The following is a 25307-nucleotide window of genomic DNA, read 5'->3' on the forward strand; positions in this document are numbered from 1 at the left end:
ATGCCGCCAACAGAACACACACCGCCAGAAGCGGTTTTTCGAGGGGTCAGGGTATGAGTAATCAAGCGACGAATGCAAAGGGTTCTGAAGATCCGATCCTGCAATGGGTAACGTTCAAACTGGACAATGAAACCTACGGCATCAACGTGATGCGCGTTCAGGAAGTCCTGCGTTACACCGAAATCGCCCCGGTCCCGGGTGCCCCGAGCTACGTGCTGGGCATCATCAACCTGCGCGGTAACGTGGTCACCGTGATCGACACCCGTCAGCGCTTCGGCCTGATGAACGCCGAGATCAGCGATAACACCCGTATCGTCATCATCGAAGCCGATAAGCAAGTGGTCGGGATCATGGTCGACAGCGTGGCCGAAGTGGTTTACCTGCGTCAGTCGGAAATCGAGACCGCGCCGAACGTCGGTAACGAAGAATCCGCCAAGTTCATTCAAGGCGTGTGCAACAAGAACAACGAACTGCTGATCCTGGTCGAGCTGGACAAGATGATGAGCGAAGAAGAATGGTCGGACCTGGAGAACATCTGATTGATTCTTGAGGTGGCGGTCATTGTCCTGTTCCTCTTTTGGGCGGGCACGCTGGCGATGTTTCTGGCGTACATACGAGGCCAACGACTGATCGCTGCGCAACAGGCCCAGGGCGATGCGCTACGCGATCAGCGCATCAAGGACCTGGCCAAGCGTGTCGAGGACTACCAGAGCGGCAACGTGCGCATGGGTGAAGACTTGCACGAACTGCGCGCGGTGGTGGGCCCGTTGCCGGACAAACTGGCTCAGCTGGAACAGCGCGATCCGTCGAGCCTGTCGTTTGCCCAAGCGGCGCGATTGGTCGGGATGGGCGCGAGTGTTGATGAACTGACTCAGTCTTGCGGGTTGACCCAGGCTGAGGCGGAGTTGATGAGTAAGCTGCACAAGAACTGATATCGACGATTCAACTGAGATCGCTATCGCGAGCAAGCTCGCTCCCACAGGGAATTAGCGGTGTTCACAAATTTTGTGCCCACCCCGACCCCTTGTGGGAGCGAGCTTGCTCGCGATGGCGTCCTTGAAGCCTCAGTAATCATCCCCACGCTCGGTGATGTCTTTCTCGACCATCGGCGCATTTGGATCCTCCCCCTGCGGAAACTTACCCTTCAAATTCCACGCAAACGCAATAATCTCGGCAATCGTGCGATACAACTCTTCCGGAATACTCTCCCCCAATTCCATCCGCGCCAGCAGTTTCACCAGCTCGGCGTTTTCGTAGATGGGCACTTCATAATCGCGGGCAATCTTCAGAATGGCTTCGGCCAGTGCTTCGTCACCTTTGGCCGTGAGGGTAGGGGCGTGGCTGCCGTCGTATTTGAGGGCGATGGCTTGGCGCGGGGCGTTGGGGTTTCTCATGCGGTTTCGTCGACCCAGCGTTGTTCGAGACGGGTTTGAGGGCCTTGTGGTGGTGTCCCGAGGTGGCAATCGAGATCGCCGACATTCAGGCCGGACGCCAGCAGGCGCTGGCGCAGTTCGGCCAGATGACGTTCGATCAGGTTGGCGGTGTACGGTCTTTCGGCCCATAGCTGGCTGGACAAGCTGCCTTTGATCAGTTGCGCCTGAATCTGCAGCGGGCCTAAAGGCTCCATGTCGAATGCCAGATCGACCCGCCAGAGCTGTTGCTTCGGGGGACGTTCTTCATTGCGTTCTTTTGGCTGTTCTTTCTCGGGGGCTTCTTCACGCTGGAACTTGACCTGCAACGGCACGATGTCCTGCAGATTGCGCATCGGGATTTCCAGCTGCCAGGTGCTCATCAGCCGACCGTCGTCAGTGACGCCGGTCTGTTCCAGGCTCGACAACTGATGGCTTTGCAGGCGCGAAACTGCCGCTGCCGCCAAACGCAGCAGGTGCTCCAGATCGTTTTCACCGTCCTGGCTCTGCAACAGGCGTTCGGGGAGCGGGAAACTAGTCGGTAGCGGTTTGGCGCTGACTTGCCCGAGCATGCCGAGGGCGCTGCGCACGAAACTCGGCATGGCCTGGGCCAGTGTGTTGGCGGCAATGATCGCGTTCAGATTGGTGTTGGCCGGCAGGCCTGGCGTCAATTGTGCGATCAGCTTGAGCAGATCGCCTTTCATGTCCGGGGCGAGCGTGGGGTTCTGTCCTGCGAGCAGTTTGCTTTCCAGGAACATTCCGCTATTGGCCAACGCCAAGGCCAGGCCTTTGGGCGTGCTGAGTTGCCGAACATCGGGCAGGCCGGCCAGCAGCTTGTCGACGGCGGCACGCAGGTCGCTTGAGGTCTGGTCCGATGCTGGCAGGTTTTGCAGAAGCTTGATCAAGCCATCCAGCGAACCTTGGCGGCTTTGTTGGCTGACCAGTTGCTGCGTGACGGCCAATTGTTCCTGACGGCTGCTCAACGGCACGAACTTCAGCGTCTGAGTGTCCTGCACCAGCGCGCTCAGCAAGGTGCCGATGCGCAGCGGCGTCGGGCTGTCGATGCTCAGGGTGCTGCCGCTCAACGCGGTGTTGAGCAAGCTCACCATCGAGCGAAACACGGTCGGCTGGCCCGGCACCTGCGGCATCACCTGGGAGGTCAGCACTTTGCCTTGCAGCAGCGTGCCAACGGGCAGTTGCGCCGTGTCGATACGGGTGAGGGTGGCGACGCTGGAGGCGATGGCCTGTTGCACGGTGACGGCCAGATTACCCGCCGACGGCTGGGTGATCGCCAGGCTGGTGCCCTGAGGCAGCGGTTGGGTGCTGGTGGCCTGGACCGTGGTCTGACGGCCGCTGTCGAGGGTGACCTTGAGCAACAGTTGAAAGGTCTGATCCGCCTGCTTGAGCGACAGCACTTCGGCCTTGGCGGTCTGACCGGCAGTGATCAGGCCCTCCATGGGCGTCAGCAGCTTGAGCAAATCGCCACTCACCACCTGCGGCCGCGAAGTCGCAGGCGTGGTCTGCGGTAGCGGGAGGATGTTCATTTCGCCTGTCATACGCGGTCACAACCTGAGGAAATTGCCCTCTTTAGAGTAGGGCATGGCATGTATAATGCGGCCCCGTTGCAACCGGAGCGCTGAAAACAGTTGCAAAAACTTGATCTGGCTCCTTAGACCGGGCCGCCAATGCATTTATCCTGCATCTCTTTAGCGGCCGCACCGCTGCCGACTTGAACCGTAAAGGCCCGTGATCTCTTGACCAGTCCAGTCCTGCAAACCGTTGCCCTTGCTTGTGAGCGAGACCTTCGGCTGCTCTTCGAAAATCTCGAATTGAGACTGGCCAGTGGCGAAATGTTGCAAATCAGCGGCCCCAACGGCAGCGGCAAGACCAGCCTTTTACGTCTGCTTTGCGGCCTGATGCAGCCGACCGCCGGTCTCGTGCTGCTCAACGGCCAGCCACTGAACGAGCAACGCTTTGAGCTGGCGCGCAACCTGCTGTGGATCGGCCATGCCGCCGGGATCAAAGACCTGCTGACGCCGGAAGAGAATCTGAGCTGGCTTTGCGCCCTGCATCAACCGGCCTCCCATGAGGCGATCTGGCAAGCGCTGACGGCTGTCGGATTGCGCGGTTTCGAGGATGTTCCCTGCCACACGCTGTCTGCCGGGCAGCAACGCCGGGTAGCGTTGGCGCGGTTGTACCTGGAAAGCCCGCCGCTATGGATCCTCGATGAGCCGTTCACCGCACTCGACAAACAAGGCGTGGCGCAACTCGAAGAACACCTGGCCGCCCACTGCGAGCGCGGTGGCATGGTGGTCTTGACCACTCACCACACGCTGACCCGGATGCCGGCCGGCTATCGCGACATTGATCTGGGGAACTGGGCCGTATGAGTGTTTTCGGCCTGTTGGTCGCCCGTGAGGCCCGTTTGCTGTTCCGCCGTCCTGCGGAACTGGCCAATCCGCTCGTATTCTTCGCGATCGTCGTTTCCCTGTTCCCGTTGGCGGTCGGACCCGAGTCTCAATTGTTGCAAACCTTGTCTCCGGGACTGGTCTGGGTAGCGGCCCTTTTATCGGTTTTGCTCTCGCTGGACGGGCTTTTCCGCAGTGATTTCGAAGATGGATCGCTTGAACAGTGGGTCCTTTCGTCGCACCCCCTGCCTCTTCTGGTATTGGCCAAGGTACTGGCACACTGGGCCTTCTCTGGTCTGGCACTGGTTTTGCTCGCTCCACTGCTGGCATTGATGCTCGGTTTGCCAACCGCCTGTCTGCCGGTGTTGCTGCTTTCTTTGTTGCTGGGTACACCAGTGCTGAGCCTGCTCGGTGCGGTGGGCGCAGCCCTGACGGTGGGATTGAAACGCGGTGGCCTGTTGCTGGCGCTGCTGATTCTGCCGCTGTACATCCCGGTGTTGATTCTTGGCAGTGGCGCCTTGCAGGCGGCATTGCAAGGCATGCCGGCGACCGGTTATCTCCTGTGGCTTGGTAGCCTGACCGCCCTGGCGATAACCCTGACACCTTTTGCAATAGCTGCTGGCCTGAAGATCAGCGTCGGCGAATAATGAGGTCTGGTTAAATTTTAACCAGTAAAGACCCTTTGTGGCTGCTTCGTGATATCGAGCAGCAACCGTGATGGAAACAGTAATGAACTGGACTTGGTTTCATAAGCTCGGCTCGCCCAAATGGTTTTACGGCATCAGTGGCAAACTGCTGCCGTGGCTGAGCGTCGCGGCGTTGCTGCTGATCAGCGTTGGTGTAGTGTGGGGCCTGGCCTTCGCGCCGCCGGACTACCAGCAAGGCAACAGCTTTCGCATCATTTATATCCACGTTCCGGCCGCCATGCTGGCCCAGTCCATCTACGTGATGCTGGCGATCTGTGGCATCGTCGGGCTGGTGTGGAAGATGAAGCTGGCCGACGTCGCCCTGCAATGCGCGGCGCCCATCGGCGCCTGGATGACCGCCGTGGCGCTGGTCACCGGCGCGATCTGGGGCAAACCGACCTGGGGCTCGTGGTGGGTCTGGGATGCACGACTTACGTCCATGCTTATTCTGCTGTTTCTGTACTTCGGTCTTATTGCGCTGGGCAATGCGATCAGCAATCGTGACAGTGCCGCCAAGGCCTGCGCGGTCTTGGCGATTGTCGGTGTGATCAATATCCCGATCATCAAATACTCGGTGGAGTGGTGGAACACCCTGCACCAGGGTGCGACCTTCACCCTCACCGAAAAACCGGCAATGCCGGTCGAGATGTGGCTGCCACTGCTGCTGATGGTGCTGGGTTTCTACTGTTTCTTTGGCGCGGTGCTGCTGCTGCGCATGCGCCTTGAAGTGCTCAAGCGCGAAGCCCGCGCCAGTTGGGTCAAGGCCGAAGTGCAAAACAGTCTGGAGGCCGCGCGATGAGTTTTGCTTCATTCGGCGACTTCCTCGCCATGGGCCATCATGCCCTGTATGTCTGGTCAGCCTATGGCATCTGCCTGGCGGTGCTGGCCCTCAACGTGGCGGCGCCGATCCTGGCCCGCAAGCGGTATCTGCAACAAGAGGCGCGTCGTCTGCGCCGGGAGAACGGCAAGTGAATCCGCTGCGCAAAAAGCGTCTTATCATCATTCTCGCGATCCTGGTCGGTGTCGGCGCTGCTGTCGGCCTGGCCCTGAGCGCCCTGCAGCAGAACATCAATCTGTTTTACACCCCGACCCAGATCGCCAACGGCGAAGCCCCGCAAGACACGCGCATCCGCGCTGGCGGCATGGTCGAGAAAGGTTCGCTGCAACGTTCCGGCGATTCGCTGGACGTGAAATTCATTGTCACCGACTTCAGCAAATCCGTGACCATCAGCTACCGCGGCATCCTTCCGGACCTGTTCCGCGAAGGGCAGGGCATCGTTGCCCTCGGCAAGCTCAACGCCGACGGCGTGGTGGTGGCCGACGAAGTGCTGGCCAAGCACGACGAGAAGTACATGCCGCCAGAAGTGACCAAGGCTTTGAAAGACAGTGGTCAATCTGCTCCAACGCCCGCGAAGGAGGGTTGATCGATGACGTCCGGACTCTTTGTTCCTGAACTCGGCCATCTGGCCATGATTCTGGCGCTGTGTTTCGCGCTGGTTCAGGCCGTGGTGCCGTTGTTCGGTGCCTGGCGCGGTGACCGCTTGTGGATGAGCCTCGCTCAGCCGGCCGCCTGGGGGCAATTCGCGTTTCTGCTGTTCTCCTTCGGTTGCCTGACTTACGCCTTCATGGCCGACGATTTCTCCGTCGCCTACGTTGCCAGCAACTCCAACAGCGCGTTGCCGTGGTACTACAAGTTCAGCGCGGTTTGGGGCGCTCACGAAGGTTCGTTGCTGCTCTGGGCGTTGATTCTCGGCGGCTGGACCTTCGCGGTGTCGGTGTTCTCCCGGCAATTGCCGCAAGTGATGCTGGCTCGCGTACTGTCGGTGATGGGCATGATCAGCATCGGTTTCCTGCTGTTCCTGATCCTCACGTCCAACCCGTTTGCACGGATCCTGCCGCAAATTCCTGCGGACGGTCGTGACCTCAATCCCTTGCTGCAAGACATCGGCCTGATCGTTCATCCGCCGATGCTGTACATGGGCTATGTCGGTTTCTCCGTGGCCTTCGCTTTCGCTATCGCTGCACTGCTGGGCGGTCGTCTTGATGCGGCGTGGGCTCGCTGGTCCCGTCCGTGGACCATTGTCGCCTGGGCCTTCCTCGGTATCGGCATCACCCTCGGTTCGTGGTGGGCGTACTACGAACTCGGCTGGGGTGGCTGGTGGTTCTGGGACCCGGTGGAAAACGCCTCCTTCATGCCATGGCTGGTGGGCACGGCGCTGATTCACTCGTTGGCGGTCACGGAAAAACGTGGCGTGTTCAAGAGTTGGACCGTGTTGCTGGCCATCGCCGCGTTCTCGTTGAGCTTGCTGGGGACCTTCCTCGTGCGTTCCGGCGTGCTGACCTCGGTTCACGCGTTTGCGTCCGACCCTGAGCGCGGCGTGTTCATCCTGATCTTCCTGCTGTTTGTGGTCGGTGGCTCGCTGACACTGTTTGCCCTGCGCGCTCCAGTGGTGAAGAGCCACGTCGGCTTCAACCTCTGGTCCCGGGAAACCTTGCTGCTGGGCAACAACCTGGTGCTGGTGGTGGCGGCGTCGATGATCCTGCTGGGCACCTTGTATCCGCTGATTCTCGATGCGATGACCGGCGCCAAGCTGTCGGTCGGCCCGCCGTACTTCAACGCGCTGTTCATTCCGTTGATGGCATTGCTGATGGTAGTGATGGCGGTCGGCATGTTGGTGCGCTGGAAAGACACCCCGGTCAAATGGCTGTTCAACATGCTGACCCCGGTGTTGCTCGGCAGCGCCACGCTGGCGGTGGTGGCTGGCGTCGCTTATGGCGATTTCAACTGGGCGGTGATTGCGACGTTCATGCTCGCGGCCTGGGTATTGCTGGCCGGCGTGCGTGACATCTTCGACAAGACTCGCCACAAAGGCCTGATCAAAGGCCTGCCGACCCTGACCCGCAGTTATTGGGGCATGCAAGTCGCTCACCTCGGCATCGCCGTGTGTGCCCTCGGCGTCGTGCTGTCGAGCCAGAACAGTGCCGAGCGCGACCTGCGCCTGGCGCCGGGCGAGTCCATGGACCTGGGCGGTTACCAGTTCGTGTTCGAGGGCGCCAAGCATTTCGAAGGCCCGAACTTCACTTCCGACAAGGGCACCGTTCGGGTGATCCGCAACGGCAAGGAAGTCAGCGTGCTGCACCCGGAAAAACGCCTCTACACCGTGCAGAACTCGGTGATGACCGAAGCCGGGATCGACGCCGGTTTCACCCGTGACCTCTACGTCGCACTCGGCGAGCCGTTGGGCGACGGCGCCTGGGCCGTTCGCGTCCACGTCAAACCGTTCGTGCGCTGGATCTGGTTCGGTGGTCTGCTCACCGGTCTCGGCGGGCTGCTGGCGGCTATGGATCGGCGTTATCGGGTCAAGGTAAAAAGCCGTGTGCGTGAAGCACTGGGCATGACGGGAGCCACGGCATGAGACGTTGGTTGATGCTGTTGCCCCTGGTGATTTTTCTGGTGGTGGCTGTTTTCCTTTATCGCGGTCTGTTCCTGGACCCGGCCGAGTTGCCCTCGGCGATGATCAACAAGCCGTTTCCGGAGTTTTCCCTGCCGGCCGTGCAGGGTGACAAGACCCTGACCAAGGCCGACATTCTGGGTAAGCCAGCGCTGGTCAATGTCTGGGGCACCTGGTGCATTTCTTGCCGGGTCGAACACCCGGTGTTGAACAAACTGGCCAAGCAGGGTGTGGTGATCTACGGCATCAACTACAAGGACGTCAACGCGGATGCGTTGAAATGGCTGGACGAATTCCACAATCCGTACCAGCTGGATATCCGTGACGATGCAGGCACATTGGGTCTGAATCTCGGTGTTTACGGTGCGCCGGAAACCTTCTTCATTGATGCCAAGGGCATCATCCGCGACAAGTTCGTTGGCGTGATCGACGAACAGGTCTGGCGCGAAAAACTGGCGGCCAAGTATCAGGCGCTGGTCGATGAGGCCAAGCCATGAAGCGCTGGATAGCCGCCGCGGTATTGGGTTTGAGCCTGGCCGGCATGGCGCACGCGGCCATCGACACTTACGAGTTCGCCAAAGAAAGTGACCGTGAGCGTTTTCGCGAGCTGACCAAAGAGCTGCGTTGCCCAAAGTGTCAGAATCAGGACATCGCCGATTCCAACGCGCCGATCGCCGCCGACCTGCGCAAAGAGATTTTTCGCATGCTCGGCGAGGGCAAGGACAATCAACAGATCATCGACTTCATGGTCGACCGCTACGGTGATTTCGTCCGCTACAAACCTGCTCTGAACGCCAAGACTGCTGTGCTCTGGTTCGGCCCTGCCGGCCTGCTGCTGGGCGGTTTTGTGATCATCGCCGTGATCGTCCGCCGTCGTCGCGTGCAACGCACTGACACCAAGGACGAGCTTTCTGCCGAGGAGCGCGAGCGCCTCGACCACCTGTTGGATAAAACCAAGAATGATTGATTTCTGGCTCGCTGCAGGTCTGCTACTTCTGGTTGCCCTGAGTTTTCTGCTGATCCCCGTTCTGCGTGGCCGTCGCGCTCAGCTTGAAGAGGATCGTACTGCCCTGAACGTCGCGCTGTATCAGGAGCGCGTGGCTGAGTTGCAGACTCAGCAGGAGGAGGGCGTTCTCGATGCCGCGCAAATGGACACCGGCCGCGCCGAAGCTGCCCGTGAATTGCTCGCCGACACCGAAGGCGTCGAGGCGCCGCGCGTGTCCCGCCTGGGCAAACCGTGGCCCTTGCTGGCGGCAATTCTGGTGCCGGTGCTGGGTCTTGGCCTGTACCTGCATTTTGGTGCCAGCGACAAGGTCGAACTGACCCGCGAGTTCGCCCAGGCGCCACAGTCGATGGAAGAGATGACCCGTCGCCTGGAACGCGCGGTCGCCGCTCAACCGGATTCGGCCGAGGGCTTGTACTTCCTGGGTCGTACTTACATGGCCCAGGACCGTCCTGGCGACGCGGCGAAGATCTTCGAACGCACGGTGAACCTGGCCGGTCGTCAGCCCGAACTGTTGGGCCAATGGGCTCAGGCCCAGTACTTTGCCGACGGCAAGAAGTGGTCGGACAAGGTCCAGGCCTTGACTGACGAAGCGCTGAAAGCCGATCCGAAAGAAGTCACCAGCCTTGGTCTGCTCGGCATCGCCGCCTTCGAAAGCGAGCGCTATCAGGACGCCATCGATTACTGGAATCGCTTACTGGCGCAACTGCCGCCGGAAGACAGTTCCCGTGCCGCGCTGCAAGGCGGGATCACCCGGGCCACCGAGAAACTTGTCGCCAGCGGCGGCAAGGTGGCTCAGGCGCCGTCGGCCAAGGTCGCGGCGCTGCTGAAGGTGCGTGTGGATCTGGCGCCAGACTTGAAAGCCAAAGTCCAGCCGGGCGACAGCGTATTCATCTTCGCCCGCGCCACCTCAGGCCCACCGGCACCATTGGCCGCCAAGCGCCTGACCGTGGCCGACTTGCCGGCGACCGTCGAGCTGGGCGATGCCGATGCAATGATGCCGCAGTTGAAACTGTCGAACTTCCCTGAAGTCCAACTGGTTGCACGCATCTCCCGCGCCGGTCAACCGACAGCCGGCGAATGGATCGGTCGCAGCCAGCCTCTGGCCAGCAGCACCACCGCGCAGCAAACACTGACCATCGACAGCCCGGACAAATGACAGGAAACGCCACTATGACCGCCATCGCTCGTATCACCCTGCTCAGTATGGTTTTGGGGTTAAGCGCTTGTGTGGTCCAACCGCAGCAGCCTGAACGGCTGCCACCGATCCCGCCGTCGCAGCCGCGTCCGACGCCGTCCCCGACACCGACACCGGGCAAGCCGAGCATTCCGGCCAAGCCCGCCAAACCGCTGCCACGTACCTCCGCCAGCTTCGCGCCGCCACCGGGTGGCAACAGCCATTGGGATGCCAAGCTCGGCGTCTACGTTCTCGATGATCAGACCAACACCTTCTACCGTCAGCGCACGTACTATCGCTGGAATAACGGCTGGAGCCGGTCGATCAGCCCGAACGGGCCATGGGAAGACACCGATATCCAGGGCGTGCCGGGTGGGTTGGGCAGGCAGTTCGGGCAGTAAACAGAAACGGCGATCTTAGGATCGCCGTTTTGTTTTTTGGAATCTGAAAAGATCGCAGGCTTCGCCAGTTCCTACAGGATCGCGTACGACAATGACCGGCGGGTGTATGCGGTAAAGGTAGGAACTGGCGAAGCCTGCGATCTTTTGATCTTGATTGTGTAGTGCAAAGGGGCGGGGTACAGCACACAGGCGTCATATACAGCGGTAAAAGAAGATTGCCTCACTCGTATCCTGTCCTTAACGCTTGAGGGCGGAACTTAAGCGGGGGCATAGGATTCATTATTCGGGGGAATGGTGGCTTTCACATCCTGAAAAACAACGTGAACTGACCCTGTCCGGTATCTATGGTCCAGTGGGGCTTCATTAAGGTGATGCTTCGCTGGAGGAACTGCTGTGCACTATCCAATTATTATTGAGTGGGGAGATGAGAGAACTGCAACCGGTATTGAAATACCTGACATCCCGGGTGCGTTGACCGCTGGGGATACGTTTGAGGAGGCGTATGACGCAGCCATCGAAATCGCGCAGATCTTGCTACAAAAGATCCGTACGGAAGGTTTGCAGATCCCATTGCCGACGTCAGTAGACACGCATCGGAACAATCCGGAATTCGCAGGCAGAGGTTGGGGGATGTTGAAGATTTGAGGCGCGGAATATCTACTACACATCAAACCGGGCAAGCCTCACCCCTTGGTAGGAGCGGGCTTGGCACGGACGGCGATCCGATTAAGCTTTTGGCGCCTTAAGCCGTGGCCAGCGAACTCTTTTGCGAAACACTCAAAAACCGCCACAACGCCAACAGCGGAAACGCGCTCCCCACAATCACGATCCACAACCAGCCGCCGTGTTCATACACCGCACTGGCCACCGAGGAACCAAATGCGCCGCCGATGAAAATGCTGGTCATGTACAGCGCATTCAGGCGGCTGCGGCTTTTGGCGTCGAGGGCGTAGACCGCGCGTTGGCCGAGCACCATGTTCATCTGCACGCAGAAGTCGAGCACCACGCCGGTGACGGCGAGGCCGATGACGCTGTAGACCGGATGGACGAAGGCGGGCAGGAAACTCAGGCTGGCGAACAGCAGGGCCAGCAGTGAAGCGATGCGGGTGTGGCCGGCATCGGCCAGTCGACCGGCAATGGGGGCAGCGATGGCACCGATGGCTCCGACCAGGGCGAAGATCGCGATTTGGGTTTGCGACAAGCCATGATTGCGCGCCAGTTCCAGCGGCACGGCTGTCCAGAACAGGCTGAACGTGGCGAACATGCAACCCTGGTAGAACGCGCGCTGGCGTAATACCGGTTGGTGACGCAACAGGGTCCAGAGCGAACCCAACAACTGACCATAAGAAGCGCTGTGATCAGGCTGACGCTTGGGAATCGTCAGCGCCAGCACGATACTGATCGCCGCCATCAACACCGCTGCAATCACAAACATCGCACGCCAGCCGAAATGGTCCGCCACCACACTGGACACCGGTCGCGCCAACAGAATCCCCAGCAGCAAACCGCCCATGATCCCGCCGACCACGCGGCCTCGTGACTCTTCCGGCGCCAGGTGTGCAGCCAGCGGTATCAGGATCTGCACCGACACCGAACTGAAACCCACCAGCAACGAAATCAGCAAAAATACGTTTGGCTGATCGGTGAACGCTGCGCCCAGCAGACTGGCAATCGCCACCACGGTGGTGATGATCATCAAGCGGCGGTTTTCCAGCAGGTCACCCAGCGGCACCAGGAAAAACAAACCTAACGCGTAACCAATCTGGGTCAGCGAAACGATCAGGCTGGCCATGGTGCTGGTCAGGCCGATGTCGGGTGCGATCAGACCGATGATCGGTTGGGCGTAGTAAATGTTGGCAACGATGGCGCCGCAGCAGAAGGCAAACAGCAGCACCATGCCTTTGGTCATTGTCGCGGCGTTGTGAGGCACCTGGGTTGCTGGGTTCATATCGGGTCTCGCTGAACAAAAGGGAATGCGCGCAGGCTAATGGGCTGACCGGAATGGCGGAAGAGGGGTTGGAGTGATAGCAATCATTCGTTCCCACGCTCTACGTGGGAATGCCTCAGCGGACGCTCTGCGTTCGGCTCTGGATGGGACGCGGAGCGTCCCGGGCTGCATTCCCACGCGGAGCGTGGGAACGATCAGTCAGCGGCCACAAAAAAGGCGACCTTCTCAGGTCGCCTTTTTCGTTGGGTTCAGGAATTACTGGCCGCTGTAAATCTGATCAAAGATCCCACCATCATTGAAGTGAGTCTTCTGCACAGTCCGCCAGTCACCAAAGGTCTTCTCTACCGACAGGAAATCTACTTTCGGGAAACGATCGGTGTACTTGGCCAACACCGCCGGATCACGCGGACGCAGGTAGTTCGCCGCCGCGATTTCCTGGCCTTCCGGCGACCACAGGTACTTCAAATATTCCTCAGCTGCCGCGCGGGTGCCTTTCTTGTCGACTGTTTTGTCGACCACCGATACCGGCGGCTCGGCCTCGGCAGAAACACTCGGGTAGATCACTTCAAACTGGTCACGACCAAACTCACGCGCAATCATTTCCGCTTCGTTTTCGAAGGTCACCAGCACGTCGCCAATCTGGTTGGTCATGAACGTGGTGGTGGCTGCACGGCCACCGGTGTCGAGGACCGGCGCTTGTTTGAACAGCTTGCCGACGAAGTCTTTGGCTTTGCTTTCGTCTCCACCGTTTTTCAGCACATAACCCCAGGCCGAGAGGTAGGTGTAGCGGCCGTTACCCGACGTTTTCGGGTTTGGCACGATCACCTGCACGCCGTCCTTGAGCAAGTCGGGCCAGTCTTTCAGGGCTTTCGGGTTGCCTTTGCGGACGATGAACACGGTGGCCGAGGTAAACGGCGCGCTGTTGTTCGGCAGGCGTGTGACCCAGTTATCCGGGACCAGTTTGCCGTTGTCCGCCAGGGCGTTGATGTCGGTAGCCATGTTCATAGTGATGACGTCAGCCGGCAGGCCATCGATCACCGAGCGCGCCTGTTTGCTCGAGCCGCCGAAGGACATTTGCAGGGTGATGTTTTCGTTGTGCTCGGCTTGCCAGTGTTTCTGGAAGGCAGTGTTGTAGTCCTTGTAGAAATCTCGCATCACGTCGTAGGAAACGTTAAGCAGAGTCGGTGCGGCCTGAGCCATGCTGGACAGAGCCAGACCAGCGGCCAGAAGTGAGGCGCCAAAGATTTTTTTCACTGCGCAGTCCTTGTTCTAGAAGTTTTTATTTAGAAAGTGGGGCAATTTGCCAGCGACTATAGCCGGGCTCGCATAGTCCTTTAAAGATTAAAAAACACTTTGCTTATTCCCGTTTCTTGAAGAGTTGATTACCGCACTGCGAGCAGAACGCCGCGCCGTGTTCGTGGCTGGTTTTCTTGCACACCGGGCAGTCGTGTTGCAGTTGCTCGCCACGCATGACGTTGGCCAGTTCGGCGGTAAAAATTCCCGTGGGCACGGCGATAATCGAGTAACCGGTGATCATCACCAGCGACGAGACCACCTGGCCCAACGGCGTCTTGGGCACGATGTCGCCGAAGCCCACGGTGGTCAGCGTGACGATAGCCCAATAGATGCCTTTGGGAATGCTGGTGAAGCCGTGCTCCGGGCCTTCGATCACGTACATCAGCGTACCGAACACCGTCACCAAGGTGCAGACGCTGACCAGAAACACCACGATCTTCTGCTTGCTGCCGCGTAATGCGGACATCAGATAGTTGGCTTGTTTGAGGTACGGGCTGAGCTTGAGCACGCGGAAAATCCGCAGCATCCGGATGATCCGGATGATCAGCAGGTACTGCGCATCGGCGTAATACAGCGCAAGGATACCGGGCACGATCGCCAGTAAATCCACCAACCCATAGAAGCTGAACGCATAGCGCAACGGCTTGGGTGAGCAGTACAGGCGCAGGCCATATTCGATGGCAAAGATGACGGTGAAGCCCCACTCGATGTACGCCAGCACATTGGCGTAGTTCTGGTGAATGGAGTCGATGCTGTCGAGCATCACGATCACAATGCTGGCGAGGATGATCAACAGCAAAATGCCGTCGAAGCGCCGACCGGCCTTGGTGTCGCTCTGGAAAACCATGACGTAAAGTTCTTCACGCCAGTTTTTGCTGCTGTCCATGGAAAACGCCTGAACCGAGAATCAGCGAAGCCTAGGGTGATTCTCACTGGTTGCGCAAGGCGCGCTGTCCACGGCGGCCTGGCGCAGCACCCGAATGCCGGCACGGATCAGCCAGCAGGCGAGGATGAAGGGCGCGGTGAGCGTCGCCAGACCGAGGGTGGCGAAGCCCGGTGTGAGCAACCCGGCCAATACAATGCCCAGCAGCGGTAGCCAGGGTTGGCGACGTTGCTGCCTGAAGGCGAGGGCGGCGAGCACGGCGTTGTAACCGCTCAAACCCAGCAGCGCGTGTGAAGTTTCGTGATGCAGTAAAGCGAAGCCTAGGCCGGCAGTGGAGCCCAGCAGTGCCCAAAGGAAAGCGCGGCGATCGGCGATCAGCAAACCCGCAGCAATCAGAGCACCGGCCAGCGGATGATCCAGAAACATAACCTGACCGAGCCCTCTCAATGAAGCGGCGAGCAGGTTGAGTGTGTTCATCTCGATCACAGGCGCGGGTAATTGAGGTGCAGCAAACGAAAGCAGGATCCAGCTCAACCCGACAAAGGGCGCGGTGTAGGCGGGCAGGCATTGGTGGTCGCGGGCACGCTTTAGCCATTGCTGAGTCAGCATCGCGCTCAGGCCGCCAGCGGCGATGATCAGCGGCGGCAACATCGCTGACCATGGGAAATAGAGGCTCAGCAGTAAGCCAAGCAAGACACCGTTGTAACTGAACAGCCCGGCCTGACGATCGGCCTTGGCATAACCGCGACGTTGCGCGGTGAGCAACCCGGCGACACCGCCCAGCAGTGCACCGCCGAGCAGGGCCGGTGCGGTGAAAAGAATGGCCAGCAGGCACAGCAGACCGCATAGCGGATGGCACTGGAGGAAGACCTGACTGAAACCGTTGAGCAGGGCCGTCGCCCAGTCGGGGCAGTGGGTGTTGAAGTGGTTGGCAGGCATGATGGGATCATTCAGTACTGATCGTTCCCACGTCGAGGCGTCGAACCGTCTGCGTGGGAACGAACATCGTGTCGGGGTTAAATCAGCGTTTCGATACGCAGTGAGTTAGTCGACCCCGGCTGCCCAAACGGCACACCCGCCGTGATCAATAACGTGTCGCCACGCTTGGCCATGCCCTGCGCCTGCGCAATCTCCAGCGCCGTTGAGCACACCTCATCCACCTGCCGCAGTCGGTCATTGACCACCGAGTGCACGCCCCACGCCACCGTCAACCGGCGAGCGGTTTGCAGGTTCGGCGTCAGGTTGAGGATCGGCACCGTCGGCCGTTCCCGCGCCGCACGCAAACTCGAGGTGCCGGACTCGCTGTAATTCACCAGCACCGCCACCGGCAGCACATTGCTGATGCGGCGGATCGCGCAGCTGATCGCGTCGGACACCGTCGCTTCAGCCTTCGGCCGGCTCACGTCCAGCTGCGCCTGATAATCCGGACCGTTTTCCACTTGGCGGATGATTTTGCTCATCATCTGCACGGCTTCCAGCGGGTACTCGCCGGACGCGGTTTCCGCCGACAACATCACCGCATCCGCACCTTCGGCCACGGCGTTGGCAACGTCGGTCACCTCCGCACGGGTCGGGGCAGGGGAGAAGCGCATCGACTCCAGCATCTGCGTCGCTACCACCACCGGTTTGCCGAGTTCGCGGCAGATGCTGATGATGTTTTTCTGAATCTGCGGCACGCTTTCAGCCGGCACTTCCACGCCGAGGTCACCGCGAGCAACCATGATCGCGTCGCTCAACTCAGCGATCTCGCGCAGTTGAGTCACCGCCGATGGCTTCTCGATCTTGGCCATCAAAAACGCTTTGTCGCCGATCAGTTCGCGTGCCTCACGAATGTCTTCCGGACGCTGCACAAACGACAGCGCGACCCAGTCCACGCCCAGCTCCAGACCAAAGCTCAAATCACGACGATCCTTGGCCGTCAGTGGGCTCAGTTCCAGCACCGCTTGTGGCACGTTCACACCTTTGCGATCCGACAGCTCACCGCCATTGAGCACGGTGGTGTCGATCGCGTCGGAGTACTTGGTGACCACACGAAGACGCAGCTTGCCGTCGTCCAGCAGCAGGTCCATGCCCGGTTCCTGCGCTGCGATGATTTCCGGGTGGGGCAGGTTGACCCGGCGCTCATCACCCGGCGTCGGGTCCAGGTCCAGACGCAGAGCCTGACCGCGATGCAGTTGCACCTTGCCCTCGGCGAACTTGCCGACCCGCAGTTTCGGGCCTTGCAGGTCCATCAGAATGCCCAGCGGATAATTCAACTGGCGCTCGACTTCACGAATCCACTGATAGCGCTGAGCGTGGTCGGCGTGATCGCCATGGCTGAAGTTCAGGCGAAAGATGTTGACCCCGGCTTGCACCAGCTCACGGATGTCGTCGATCCCGTTAGTGGCAGGACCGAGGGTGGCGAGGATTTTAACCTTCTTGTCAGGCGTCATTTTTAGGGCTCTCGAGAATCAGGATGGCACGGAAGTCGTTGACGTTGGTGCGGGTCGGTTCAGTGACGATCAGCGCGTCCAGCGCCTCGAAATAGCCGTAGCCATTGTTGTTGTCCAACTCGTCGCTGGCGCTCAAGCCGAGGGCGGCGGCGCGGGCGTAGCTGTCCGGGGTCATGATCGCGCCGGCGTTGTCTTCGGAGCCGTCGATGCCATCGGTGTCGCCGGCCAGCGCGTAGACGCCGGGCAGGCCTTTGAGGCTGTCGGTCAGGCTCAGCAGGAATTCGGCATTGCGTCCGCCACGACCATTGCCGCGTACGGTGACCGTGGTTTCACCGCCCGAGAGGATCACGCAAGGCGCCGCCAATGGCTGACCGTGCAGCACGACCTGACGAGCGATACCGGCGTGAACCTTGGCCACTTCGCGGGACTCGCCTTCCAGGTCGCCGAGGATCAGCGGGCTGAAGCCGGCCTGACGTGCTTTCACCGCAGCGGCTTCAAGCGATTGCTGCGGACGGGCGATCAACTGGAAATGACTGCGCGCCAAGCTCGGATCGCCGGGTTTGACCGTCTCCGATTCCGGGCTCTGCAGCCAGTTGCGTACCGAGGCCGGGACTTCAATGCCGTAGCGTTTGAGGATTGCCAACGCTTCGGCAGAGGTGCTCGGATCGGCCACGGTAGGGCCGGAGGCGATGACCGTGGCGAGGTCGCCCGGTACATCGGAAATCGCGTAGGTATAAACAGTGGCAGGCCAGCAGGCTTTGCCGAGACGGCCGCCCTTGATCGCCGAGAGGTGTTTGCGTACGCAGTTCATCTCGCCGATGGTGGCGCCGGATTTGAGCAGGGCTTTGTTGATCGACTGCTTGTCGGCCAGGGTGATGCCGGCCGCCGGCAAAGCCAGCAGGGCAGAGCCACCGCCCGAGAGCAGGAAGATCACGCGGTCGTCTTCGCTCAGGTTGCTGACCAGTTCCAACACGCGTTTGGCGACCGCCAGACCGGCAGCATCGGGCACCGGGTGAGCGGCTTCGACCACTTCGATTTTTTCACACGGGGCACCGTGACCGTAACGCGTCACCACCAGACCTGTCACTTCACCCTGCCAGCAGCGCTCGACCACTTGGGCCATGGCCGCGGCGGCTTTGCCGGCGCCGATGACGATCACCCGACCGCTGCGATCGGCAGGCAAATGGGCTTCAAGGACTTGCTGCGGATGGGCTGCGTCGATGGCTGTGGCAAACAGCTCGCGCAGGAATTGTTGCGGATCGACCGACATGGCGGGCTCCCGGGAATTTCTTGTTATTGGAGAACGACTCGAACCCTGTGGGAGCGAGCTTGCTCGCGATAGCGGTGGATCAGTCAACATTGATGTTGAATGTCAGGGCCTCATCGCGAGCAAGCTCGCTCCCACAGGTTTGATGCGGTTTTGTGCAGGGCTTGCTTACTTATCGCGAATCGAGAAATTCGCCATGTGTTCCAGGCCCTTGATCAGCGCCGAGTGGTCCCAGTTGCTGCCGCCGATGGCCGCGCAGGTGCTGAACACTTGTTGGGTGTTGGCGGTGTTCGGCAGGTTGATGCCCAGCTCGCGTGCGCCGGCCAGGGCCAGGTTCAGGTCCTTCTGGTGCAGGCTGATGCGGAAGCCTGGGTCGAAGGTGCCTTTGATCATGCGCTCGCCGTGAACTTCGAGGATCTTCGAGGACGCGAAACCGCCCATCAGTGCTTCACGGACCTTGGCTGGATCGGCACCGTTTTTCGACGCAAACAGCAGGGCTTCGGCCACGGCCTGGATGTTCAGTGCAACGATGATCTGGTTCGCCACTTTCGCGGTTTGACCGTCGCCGTTGCCGCCCACCAGGGTGATGTTCTTGCCCATCGCCTGGAACAGCGGCAGAGCGCGTTCGAAGGCATCGGCATCGCCGCCGACCATGATGCTCAAGGTCGCAGCCTTGGCACCGACTTCACCGCCGGACACTGGCGCGTCAAGGTACTGAGCGCCTTTTTCGTTGATCTTGGCGGCGAAGGCTTTGGTGGCGGTCGGCGAGATCGAGCTCATGTCGATCACGACTTTGCCTTTGCCAACACCAGCCGCAACACCGTCGGCGCGGAACAGCACGTCTTCGACCTGCGGGGTATCCGGCACCATGACGATGATGAATTCGGCTTCTTGCGCCACTTCTTTCGGGTTCGCCAGAGCGACGGCGCCAGCGGCGACCAGGTCGGCTGGGGCAGGGTCGTGGTGCGCCGACAGGAACAGGCTGTGACCGGCTTTTTGCAGGTTCAACGCCATTGGGTGGCCCATGATGCCGGTGCCGATAAATCCGATTTTAGCCATGAGAAATTCCTCTTGTTTTTATAGCTGCCCCCTCATACATGGGGAGCGCTTCAGATAGCGTTATGAGTCTTCAACCAACCCAGACCCGCTTCAGTAGTGGTCAGCGGCTTGTATTCACAGCCGACCCAACCCTGATAACCGATGCGGTCCAGGTGTTCGAACAGGAAGCGGTAGTTGATTTCACCGGTGCCCGGTTCGTTGCGCCCTGGGTTGTCGGCCAACTGGATGTGGTTGATCTCGCCCAGGTGCGCGGCCATGGTGCGGGCCAGGTCGCCCTCCATGATTTGCATGTGGTAGATGTCGTATTGCAGGAACAGGTTGGCGCTGCCGACTTGTTCGCGAATCGACAGGGCTTGCGCTGTGTTGTTCAGGTAGAAACCCGGGATGTCGCGGGTGTTGATCGCTTCCATCACCAGTTTGATGCCCGCCGCTTGCAGCTTGTCGGCCGCGTACTTGAGGTTGGCGACGAAGGTTTTTTCCACGGTGGCATCGTCGACACCTTGTGGACGAATACCGGCTAGGCAGTTGACCTGGGTGTTGCCCAACACTTTTGCGTAAGCAATCGCCAGGTCGACACCGGCGCGGAACTCTTCAACCCGATCCGGCAGGCACGCGATACCGCGTTCGCCCTTGGCCCAGTCACCGGCCGGCAAGTTGAACAACACCTGGGTCAGGCCGTTCGCGTCGAGCGTGGCTTTGATCTCGGCGGAGCTGAAGTCGTAAGGGAACAGGTATTCGACACCACTGAAGCCGGCCTTGGCGGCGGCTTCAAAACGGGCAAGAAAATCCTGCTCGGTGAACAGCATGGACAGGTTGGCTGCGAAACGCGGCATGGTGGTCTCCTTCCGGATAAAAGTACAAATGGCCCGGCTAAACGCGATCAGTCCCCTCTCCTGGGGGAGAGGGGGCCAGACCGGGTCAATCCAGCAACGAAATCGCCGTTGGCGCATCGTTGCCGACCAGCGCCAGGTCTTCGAATTCGTTGACGGCGTTGATCTCGGTGCCCATGGAAATGTTGGTCACGCGCTCCAGAATAATCTCGACGATGACCGGCACCTTGAACTCTTCGATCATTTCCTGAGCCTTGCGCAGGGCAGGCTGGATCTGACCCGGTTCGAACACACGCAGCGCCTTGCAGCCGAGGCCTTCAGCGACCGCGACGTGGTCGACACCGTAACCGTTGAGTTCCGGAGCGTTCAGGTTATCGAAGGCCAGCTGCACGCAGTAGTCCATGTCGAAACCGCGCTGAGACTGACGGATCAGCCCCAGGTACGAGTTGTTGACCACAACGTGGATGTACGGCAGCTTGAACTGCGCACCCACCGCCAACTCTTCGATCATGAACTGGAAATCATAGTCGCCCGACAGCGCCACGACCTTGCGGGTCGGATCAGCCTTGACCACGCCCAGCGCTGCCGGAATGGTCCAGCCCAGAGGGCCTGCCTGACCGCAGTTGATCCAGTGACGCGGTTTGTAGACGTGCAGGAACTGCGCGCCGGCAATCTGCGACAGACCGATGGTGCTGATGTAGCAAGTGTCCTTGCCGAACACCTGGTTCATCTCTTCGTAAACGCGTTGCGGCTTGACCGGCACGTTGTCGAAGTGAGTCTTGCGCTGCAGGCTGGATTTGCGCTGCTGGCAGTCTTGCAACCAGGCACTGCGGTTTTTCAGCTTGCCGGCGGCTTGCCATTCGCGAGCGACTTCGATGAACACGGTCAGCGCGGCAGCGGCGTCGGAAACGATGCCCAGGTCCGGGGTGAACACGCGGCCGATCTGGGTCGGTTCGATGTCAACGTGAATGAATTTGCGGCCTTCGGTGTAAACGTCGATCGAACCGGTGTGACGGTTGGCCCAACGGTTACCGACACCCAGTACCAGGTCGGACTTGAGCATCGTCGCGTTGCCGTAGCGGTGCGAGGTTTGCAGACCGACCATGCCGACCATCAACGGGTGATCGTCCGGGATGGTGCCCCAGCCCATCAGGGTCGGAATCACTGGAATGCCAGTCAGCTCGGCGAATTCCACCAGCAACTCACTAGCATCGGCATTGATGATGCCACCACCGGCAACCAGCAATGGACGCTCAGCCTGGTCGAGCATGGCCAGCGCCTTCTCGATTTGCACGCGGTTAGCGGTTGGCTTGGCCAGCGGCAGTGGTTCGTAGGCGTCGATGTCGAATTCGATTTCAGCCATCTGCACGTCGAACGGCAGGTCGATCAGCACCGGGCCTGGACGGCCGGAGCGCATTTCGTAGAAGGCTTTCTGGAACGCATAAGGCACCTGGCCCGGTTCCATGACGGTGGTTGCCCACTTGGTCACTGGCTTGACGATCGCGGTGATGTCGACAGCCTGGAAGTCTTCCTTGTGCATACGGGCGCGGGGTGCTTGCCCTGTGATGCAAAGGATCGGGATCGAGTCGGCCGAGGCGCTATAGAGCCCGGTGACCATGTCGGTACCGGCAGGGCCGGAAGTGCCGATGCACACGCCAATGTTACCGGCCTTGGTGCGGGTGTAGCCCTCGGCCATGTGCGAGGCGCCTTCAACGTGGCGAGCGAGGACGTGATCGATGCCACCGACCTTCTGCAAGGCGGAGTACAGCGGGTTGATCGCGGCGCCCGGAATGCCAAAAGCGGTATCAACCCCTTCACGGCGCATCACCAGAACGGCGGCTTCGATTGCTCTCATTTTGCTCATGGTTTTGGTGCCTCTTACGTTTTGTAATTGTATACAAGTGGCTTTGCGCAGAGTGTATTCACGGCGGACGGCGCAGGTCAATCCATTTTCTCAAGCGACTGTTTCATTCGTCGGAAGCCCGATCTACTGTGGCTTTTCGTCGCATGTGGCGCTTTTCGAGAATTATTGTATACAAAAAAATAACTCATTGTGTTCTATTTGTTGCATCGGACTCTGAACGAAAACAGTCCAGCAGCTTTCCCTATAACAAAATGAGGACGGCACCATGAGCGCTTTAACCTTGAAAGTCGCAGTCAACTTGATCAGTCAGGCCATCTCCACGGGGCGTGCAATATCGGCGGCTCCATTGACCATCGCGGTGCTGGATGCCGGTGGGCATTTGGTCGCCCTGCAACGCGAAGACGGCGCCAGTCTGCTGCGCCCGCAGATCGCCATCGGCAAAGCCTGGGGCGCCATCGCCCTGGGCAAAGGCTCGCGCCTGCTCGCGCTGGACGCCCAACAACGCCCGGCGTTCATTGCAGCTTTGAATAGTCTGGGTCAGGGCAGTGTGGTGCCGGCACCGGGCGGCGTGCTGATTCGGGATCAGGACGGGAACGTGCTGGGGGCGGTGGGTATCAGCGGGGATCTGTCCGATGTTGACGAGCAGTGTGCGATCAGTGCGATCGAGGCGATGGGGTTGCGGGCGGATGCGGGGGTGACTGCTTGATTTTGTAGTGACTGATCTACCGCTTTCGCGAGCAAGCCCGCTCCCACATTGAATCTTCGGTGTTAAAGAGATCGAGTGTGGGAGCGAGCTTGCTCGCGATGGCTATCTACAGGACACATCCAGCTAAAAATCTGTCCCGCCATCAAGCATTCACAGGTCTAGCCTTCTACATGACTTAATCATGAAAGAGGCAAAGGAATGCCTGATCTTCCAGCTTCACATCGCTTACGCCTCGGCCGCTATGCCGAACCCAACCGCATCTATCTATTGACCACCAATACACTTGGTCGAGAGCCTGTTTTCAAGGATTTTTCTTTGGGTCGGTTGATCGTGGGTCATTTTCGTCATGCTCAAAATCTGGGCTGGGCAAATTCACTGGCTTGGGTCGTGATGCCCGATCACTTCCACTGGTTGATCGAGTTGCAGCAGAGCTCGCTGAGTGAGCTGATGCAAAAAACCAAATCTTTGAGTACGAGAGCGGTGAACCTATCCACTGGGCGCAAAGGCAGTCTTTGGCAGCAGGGCTATCATGATCGGGCGCTGCGGCGAGATGAGGACTTGGTGAAACTTGCTCGGTATGTCGTGGCCAACCCATTGCGGGCAGGCTTGGTAGAGCAGCTTGGCGACTATCCGCTGTGGGATGCTATCTGGGTTTGATCAGGTACCGAGTTGCCGCCATCGCGAGCAAGCTCGCTCCCACAGGAATTGTTGATGCTCACATATTTTGTGTTCACCCCAAATCCACTGTGGGAGCGAGCTTGCTCGCGATGGGGTCGACTCGGTCTATCAGTCCGGCTCACACCCCTTCAGTACCAACCGGATAATCGTCTGCGCCGCCGCTTCATAATCTGCCTCATCCAGTTTGGCCTTGCCGGTAACCGCAGAAATCTGCCAATCAAAGTCGGCATAGGTCTGGGTCGCGGCCCAGATGCTGAACATCAGGTGGTTGGGGTCGAGGGGGGCGATCTGACCGCGGTCGATCCAGGTCTGGATGCAGTCGATGTTGTGCTTGGCCTGGCCGTTCAGCCGTTCCACCAGATCGGCGCTCAGGTGCGGGGCGCCGTGCATGATTTCGCTGGCGAACACCTTGGAGGCGAAGGGCAGGTCGCGGGAGATGCGGATCTTCGAGCGGATGTAGCCGCTCAGCACTTCACTGGGCACGCCGTCGGCATTGAATGGTGTCGAGGCCTGCAGGATCGGCTCGATGATGCTTTCCAGGACCTCGCGGTAGAGGTTTTCCTTGGATTTGAAGTAGTAATAGACGTTGGGCTTGGGCAAACCCGCCTTGGCTGCGATGTCACTGGTTTTGGTCGCAGCGAAGCCCTTGTCGGCAAATTCTTCACTGGCGGCACGCAGGATCAGTTGTTTGTTGCGCTCGCGGATAGTGCTCATAAACCAGGGGGTTCCTTGCCTGTTCTGGCGGTTGCGCATGGTAGCACCGGCCTCGCGCGGCGCTCAAGAATGCCCCGCAGCGTGTTAGGCCGCGCTATGCTGCGCAGCATTCATTATTCGAGGGAGCCTGATTCATGGCAGGAAGCAGTTTGCTGTTGCTGATCGACGACATTGCCGCGGTACTCGACGACGTGGCATTGATGACCAAAATGGCTGCCAAGAAGACTGCCGGCGTGCTCGGGGACGATCTGGCGCTCAACGCTCAGCAGGTTTCCGGCGTGCGTGCCGAGCGAGAAATTCCGGTTGTCTGGGCGGTGGCCAAGGGCTCTTTTCTTAACAAGCTGATCCTGGTGCCGTCGGCCCTGGCCATCAGCGCATTCATTCCCTGGCTGGTCACGCCGTTGTTGATGGTCGGTGGCGCCTATCTGTGTTTCGAAGGTTTCGAGAAGCTGGCCCACAAATTCCTGCACAGCAAAGCTGAAGATCAAGCCGAACATGCCGAGCTGGTCGAGGCCGTGGCCAATCCAGCGGTCGATCTGGTGGCGTTCGAAAAGGACAAGATCAAGGGTGCCATCCGCACCGACTTCATTCTTTCGGCGGAAATCATCGCCATCACTCTGGGTACCGTGGCTGATGCTTCGCTGACCCAACAAGTCATCGTGCTCTCGGGCATCGCCATCGTCATGACTATCGGCGTCTATGGCTTGGTAGCTGGCATCGTCAAACTCGACGACCTCGGTCTGTGGCTAACCCAGAAACCAGGCCAGATGGCCAAAAGCATCGGCGGCGGGATCCTGCGTGCGGCACCGTACATGATGAAAAGCCTGTCGGTGATCGGCACGGCAGCGATGTTCCTGGTGGGTGGCGGGATTCTGACTCACGGCGTGCCGGTGGTTCATCACTGGATTGAAAGCGTCAGCGCGGGGGCGGGCGGTGCCGGGTTTATTATGCCGACGTTGCTGAATGCGGTGGCGGGGATTGTGGCGGGTGCGGTGGTGTTGGCGGGTGTGATGGTTGCCAGCAAAATCTGGAAAACCCTCAGAGGCTGAACCTGTGGGAGCGAGCTTGCTCCGGGCGGCGATCCGACGATAGCG

General features: G+C 59.8%; 27 protein-coding genes and 1 pseudogene. 16 read left to right on the forward strand and 12 right to left on the reverse strand.

The window, feature by feature from the left end; genetic code table 11:
- Positions 1–53 precede the first annotated feature (53 nt).
- Together ACYZT7_RS09375 and ACYZT7_RS09380 are read left to right on the forward strand one after the other, a co-directional pair.
- Positions 54–539, forward strand: coding sequence for a chemotaxis protein CheW (locus ACYZT7_RS09375; RefSeq protein ID WP_008155806.1), 486 nt, complete (start codon positions 54–56; stop codon positions 537–539).
- Complete coding sequence (locus ACYZT7_RS09380) at positions 540–932, forward strand: DUF2802 domain-containing protein (RefSeq protein ID WP_462002210.1); 393 nt, start codon at positions 540–542, stop codon at positions 930–932. It begins immediately after the preceding gene.
- Positions 933–1064: 132 nt separating this feature from the next.
- On the opposite strand, the gene ACYZT7_RS09385 is transcribed toward ACYZT7_RS09380, so the two are convergent.
- Positions 1065–1394, reverse strand: coding sequence for an EscU/YscU/HrcU family type III secretion system export apparatus switch protein (locus tag ACYZT7_RS09385; RefSeq protein WP_462040804.1), 330 nt, complete (start codon positions 1392–1394; stop codon positions 1065–1067).
- Positions 1391–2965, reverse strand: coding sequence for a flagellar hook-length control protein FliK (gene fliK, locus ACYZT7_RS09390; RefSeq protein ID WP_462040805.1), 1575 nt, complete (start codon positions 2963–2965; stop codon positions 1391–1393). Before fliK ends, ACYZT7_RS09385 begins: the two co-directional genes overlap by 4 nt.
- A 198-nt stretch (positions 2966–3163) precedes the next feature.
- On the opposite strand from fliK, the gene ccmA reads away from it, so the two are divergent.
- From ccmA to ACYZT7_RS09445, 11 genes and pseudogenes are all read left to right on the forward strand, one after another.
- Positions 3164–3799: a cytochrome c biogenesis heme-transporting ATPase CcmA gene (gene ccmA, locus ACYZT7_RS09395; protein WP_282377518.1), complete on the forward strand. Its 636-nt coding sequence runs from the start codon at positions 3164–3166 to the stop codon at positions 3797–3799.
- Entirely contained in the window at positions 3796–4464 is a 669-nt protein-coding gene (gene ccmB, locus ACYZT7_RS09400) for a heme exporter protein CcmB (RefSeq protein WP_090188533.1), read from the forward strand. The genes ccmA and ccmB overlap by 4 nt, the downstream gene beginning before the upstream one ends.
- An 82-nt stretch (positions 4465–4546) precedes the next feature.
- Positions 4547–5302: a heme ABC transporter permease gene (locus ACYZT7_RS09405; RefSeq protein ID WP_462040806.1), complete on the forward strand. Its 756-nt coding sequence runs from the start codon at positions 4547–4549 to the stop codon at positions 5300–5302.
- A complete protein-coding gene (ccmD, locus tag ACYZT7_RS09410) occupies positions 5299–5475 on the forward strand; it encodes a heme exporter protein CcmD (RefSeq protein WP_008145547.1) in 177 nt (58 codons plus the stop codon). The genes ACYZT7_RS09405 and ccmD overlap by 4 nt, the downstream gene beginning before the upstream one ends.
- The gene (gene ccmE / locus ACYZT7_RS09415) at positions 5472–5927 is read left to right on the forward strand and encodes a cytochrome c maturation protein CcmE (RefSeq protein WP_283183583.1); all 456 of its coding nucleotides are present in this window, start codon (positions 5472–5474) and stop codon (positions 5925–5927) included. The genes ccmD and ccmE overlap by 4 nt, the downstream gene beginning before the upstream one ends.
- Before the next feature lie 3 nt (positions 5928–5930).
- Positions 5931–7919, forward strand: a complete 1989-nt coding sequence (locus ACYZT7_RS09420) for a heme lyase CcmF/NrfE family subunit (RefSeq protein WP_462040807.1) — start codon at positions 5931–5933, stop codon at positions 7917–7919.
- Positions 7916–8452: a DsbE family thiol:disulfide interchange protein gene (locus tag ACYZT7_RS09425; protein ID WP_462040808.1), complete on the forward strand. Its 537-nt coding sequence runs from the start codon at positions 7916–7918 to the stop codon at positions 8450–8452. Before ACYZT7_RS09420 ends, ACYZT7_RS09425 begins: the two co-directional genes overlap by 4 nt.
- Positions 8449–8922 carry a cytochrome c-type biogenesis protein gene (locus tag ACYZT7_RS09430; RefSeq protein WP_462040809.1) on the forward strand — a complete coding sequence of 158 codons (474 nt, stop codon included), beginning with the start codon at positions 8449–8451 and terminating at the stop codon, positions 8920–8922. Before ACYZT7_RS09425 ends, ACYZT7_RS09430 begins: the two co-directional genes overlap by 4 nt.
- Complete coding sequence (gene ccmI, locus ACYZT7_RS09435) at positions 8915–10117, forward strand: c-type cytochrome biogenesis protein CcmI (protein WP_462040810.1); 1203 nt, start codon at positions 8915–8917, stop codon at positions 10115–10117. Before ACYZT7_RS09430 ends, ccmI begins: the two co-directional genes overlap by 8 nt.
- 14 nt (positions 10118–10131) lie before the next feature.
- Positions 10132–10536, forward strand: coding sequence for a hypothetical protein (locus ACYZT7_RS09440; protein ID WP_449642369.1), 405 nt, complete (start codon positions 10132–10134; stop codon positions 10534–10536).
- A 393-nt stretch (positions 10537–10929) separates the two neighbouring features.
- Positions 10930–11178, forward strand: a pseudogene (locus tag ACYZT7_RS09445) (type II toxin-antitoxin system HicB family antitoxin); the annotation flags it as partial.
- Positions 11179–11278: 100 nt separating this feature from the next.
- On the opposite strand, the gene ACYZT7_RS09450 reads toward ACYZT7_RS09445, so the two are convergent.
- The 9 genes from ACYZT7_RS09450 to gcl all read right to left on the reverse strand — a co-directional run bounded on the left by ACYZT7_RS09450 (position 11279) and on the right by gcl (position 22115).
- Positions 11279–12484 (reverse strand): MFS transporter, encoded by a 1206-nt coding sequence (locus tag ACYZT7_RS09450; RefSeq protein WP_462040811.1) that lies wholly within the window; start codon positions 12482–12484, stop codon positions 11279–11281.
- A gap of 255 nt (positions 12485–12739) precedes the next feature.
- Entirely contained in the window at positions 12740–13738 is a 999-nt protein-coding gene (locus tag ACYZT7_RS09455) for a sulfate ABC transporter substrate-binding protein (protein WP_462040812.1), read from the reverse strand.
- Between the two features lie 103 nt (positions 13739–13841).
- On the reverse strand, positions 13842–14666 hold the full coding sequence (locus ACYZT7_RS09460; protein ID WP_462040813.1) for an ion transporter: 825 nt from the start codon (positions 14664–14666) through the stop codon (positions 13842–13844).
- 21 nt (positions 14667–14687) lie between these two features.
- Positions 14688–15602 carry an urea transporter gene (locus ACYZT7_RS09465; protein ID WP_462040814.1) on the reverse strand — a complete coding sequence of 305 codons (915 nt, stop codon included), beginning with the start codon at positions 15600–15602 and terminating at the stop codon, positions 14688–14690.
- A 77-nt stretch (positions 15603–15679) separates the two neighbouring features.
- The gene (pyk, locus tag ACYZT7_RS09470) at positions 15680–17095 is read right to left on the reverse strand and encodes a pyruvate kinase (RefSeq protein WP_462040815.1); all 1416 of its coding nucleotides are present in this window, start codon (positions 17093–17095) and stop codon (positions 15680–15682) included.
- Positions 17085–18365: a glycerate kinase type-2 family protein gene (locus tag ACYZT7_RS09475; protein ID WP_462040816.1), complete on the reverse strand. Its 1281-nt coding sequence runs from the start codon at positions 18363–18365 to the stop codon at positions 17085–17087. The genes pyk and ACYZT7_RS09475 overlap by 11 nt, the downstream gene beginning before the upstream one ends.
- A 165-nt stretch (positions 18366–18530) precedes the next feature.
- A complete protein-coding gene (locus tag ACYZT7_RS09480; RefSeq protein WP_462040817.1) occupies positions 18531–19421 on the reverse strand; it encodes a 2-hydroxy-3-oxopropionate reductase in 891 nt (296 codons plus the stop codon).
- Positions 19422–19471: 50 nt separating this feature from the next.
- Positions 19472–20254 carry a hydroxypyruvate isomerase gene (gene hyi, locus ACYZT7_RS09485; protein WP_462040818.1) on the reverse strand — a complete coding sequence of 261 codons (783 nt, stop codon included), beginning with the start codon at positions 20252–20254 and terminating at the stop codon, positions 19472–19474.
- Between the two features lie 85 nt (positions 20255–20339).
- Entirely contained in the window at positions 20340–22115 is a 1776-nt protein-coding gene (gene gcl / locus ACYZT7_RS09490) for a glyoxylate carboligase (RefSeq protein ID WP_462040819.1), read from the reverse strand.
- Between the two features lie 265 nt (positions 22116–22380).
- On the opposite strand from gcl, the gene ACYZT7_RS09495 reads away from it, so the two are divergent.
- Both ACYZT7_RS09495 and ACYZT7_RS09500 read left to right on the forward strand, forming a co-directional pair.
- The gene (locus ACYZT7_RS09495; RefSeq protein ID WP_462040820.1) at positions 22381–22821 is read left to right on the forward strand and encodes a GlcG/HbpS family heme-binding protein; all 441 of its coding nucleotides are present in this window, start codon (positions 22381–22383) and stop codon (positions 22819–22821) included.
- 198 nt (positions 22822–23019) lie between these two features.
- Positions 23020–23478 (forward strand): REP-associated tyrosine transposase, encoded by a 459-nt coding sequence (locus tag ACYZT7_RS09500; protein WP_462040821.1) that lies wholly within the window; start codon positions 23020–23022, stop codon positions 23476–23478.
- 129 nt (positions 23479–23607) lie between these two features.
- On the opposite strand, the gene ACYZT7_RS09505 is transcribed toward ACYZT7_RS09500, so the two are convergent.
- The gene (locus ACYZT7_RS09505; protein ID WP_462040822.1) at positions 23608–24213 is read right to left on the reverse strand and encodes a TetR/AcrR family transcriptional regulator; all 606 of its coding nucleotides are present in this window, start codon (positions 24211–24213) and stop codon (positions 23608–23610) included.
- Positions 24214–24347: 134 nt separating this feature from the next.
- Between ACYZT7_RS09505 and ACYZT7_RS09510 the strand changes: the two genes are divergently transcribed.
- Positions 24348–25262 carry a DUF808 domain-containing protein gene (locus ACYZT7_RS09510; protein WP_462040823.1) on the forward strand — a complete coding sequence of 305 codons (915 nt, stop codon included), beginning with the start codon at positions 24348–24350 and terminating at the stop codon, positions 25260–25262.
- Positions 25263–25307 lie beyond the last annotated feature (45 nt).

It is taken from the genome of Pseudomonas sp. RT4P38 (assembly GCF_054897765.1).

Bases quoted from the DNA above. Each gene is read 5' to 3' on its own strand.
- ACYZT7_RS09375 (WP_008155806.1), top strand. From the start codon at position 54: ATGAGTAATCAAGCGACGAATGCAAAGGGTTCTGAAGATCCGATCCTG.
- ACYZT7_RS09385 (WP_462040804.1), bottom strand. From the start codon at position 1,394: ATGAGAAACCCCAACGCCCCGCGCCAAGCCATCGCCCTCAAATACGAC.
- fliK (WP_462040805.1), bottom strand. From the start codon at position 2,965: ATGACAGGCGAAATGAACATCCTCCCGCTACCGCAGACCACGCCTGCG.
- ccmB (WP_090188533.1), top strand. From the start codon at position 3,796: ATGAGTGTTTTCGGCCTGTTGGTCGCCCGTGAGGCCCGTTTGCTGTTC.
- ACYZT7_RS09405 (WP_462040806.1), top strand. From the start codon at position 4,547: ATGAACTGGACTTGGTTTCATAAGCTCGGCTCGCCCAAATGGTTTTAC.
- ccmD (WP_008145547.1), top strand. From the start codon at position 5,299: ATGAGTTTTGCTTCATTCGGCGACTTCCTCGCCATGGGCCATCATGCC.
- ACYZT7_RS09420 (WP_462040807.1), top strand. From the start codon at position 5,931: ATGACGTCCGGACTCTTTGTTCCTGAACTCGGCCATCTGGCCATGATT.
- ACYZT7_RS09425 (WP_462040808.1), top strand. From the start codon at position 7,916: ATGAGACGTTGGTTGATGCTGTTGCCCCTGGTGATTTTTCTGGTGGTG.
- ACYZT7_RS09430 (WP_462040809.1), top strand. From the start codon at position 8,449: ATGAAGCGCTGGATAGCCGCCGCGGTATTGGGTTTGAGCCTGGCCGGC.
- ccmI (WP_462040810.1), top strand. From the start codon at position 8,915: ATGATTGATTTCTGGCTCGCTGCAGGTCTGCTACTTCTGGTTGCCCTG.
- ACYZT7_RS09440 (WP_449642369.1), top strand. From the start codon at position 10,132: ATGACCGCCATCGCTCGTATCACCCTGCTCAGTATGGTTTTGGGGTTA.
- ACYZT7_RS09450 (WP_462040811.1), bottom strand. From the start codon at position 12,484: ATGAACCCAGCAACCCAGGTGCCTCACAACGCCGCGACAATGACCAAA.
- ACYZT7_RS09460 (WP_462040813.1), bottom strand. From the start codon at position 14,666: ATGGACAGCAGCAAAAACTGGCGTGAAGAACTTTACGTCATGGTTTTC.
- ACYZT7_RS09465 (WP_462040814.1), bottom strand. From the start codon at position 15,602: ATGCCTGCCAACCACTTCAACACCCACTGCCCCGACTGGGCGACGGCC.
- pyk (WP_462040815.1), bottom strand. From the start codon at position 17,095: ATGACGCCTGACAAGAAGGTTAAAATCCTCGCCACCCTCGGTCCTGCC.
- ACYZT7_RS09475 (WP_462040816.1), bottom strand. From the start codon at position 18,365: ATGTCGGTCGATCCGCAACAATTCCTGCGCGAGCTGTTTGCCACAGCC.
- ACYZT7_RS09480 (WP_462040817.1), bottom strand. From the start codon at position 19,421: ATGGCTAAAATCGGATTTATCGGCACCGGCATCATGGGCCACCCAATG.
- hyi (WP_462040818.1), bottom strand. From the start codon at position 20,254: ATGCCGCGTTTCGCAGCCAACCTGTCCATGCTGTTCACCGAGCAGGAT.
- gcl (WP_462040819.1), bottom strand. From the start codon at position 22,115: ATGAGCAAAATGAGAGCAATCGAAGCCGCCGTTCTGGTGATGCGCCGT.
- ACYZT7_RS09495 (WP_462040820.1), top strand. From the start codon at position 22,381: ATGAGCGCTTTAACCTTGAAAGTCGCAGTCAACTTGATCAGTCAGGCC.
- ACYZT7_RS09500 (WP_462040821.1), top strand. From the start codon at position 23,020: ATGCCTGATCTTCCAGCTTCACATCGCTTACGCCTCGGCCGCTATGCC.
- ACYZT7_RS09505 (WP_462040822.1), bottom strand. From the start codon at position 24,213: ATGAGCACTATCCGCGAGCGCAACAAACAACTGATCCTGCGTGCCGCC.
- ACYZT7_RS09510 (WP_462040823.1), top strand. From the start codon at position 24,348: ATGGCAGGAAGCAGTTTGCTGTTGCTGATCGACGACATTGCCGCGGTA.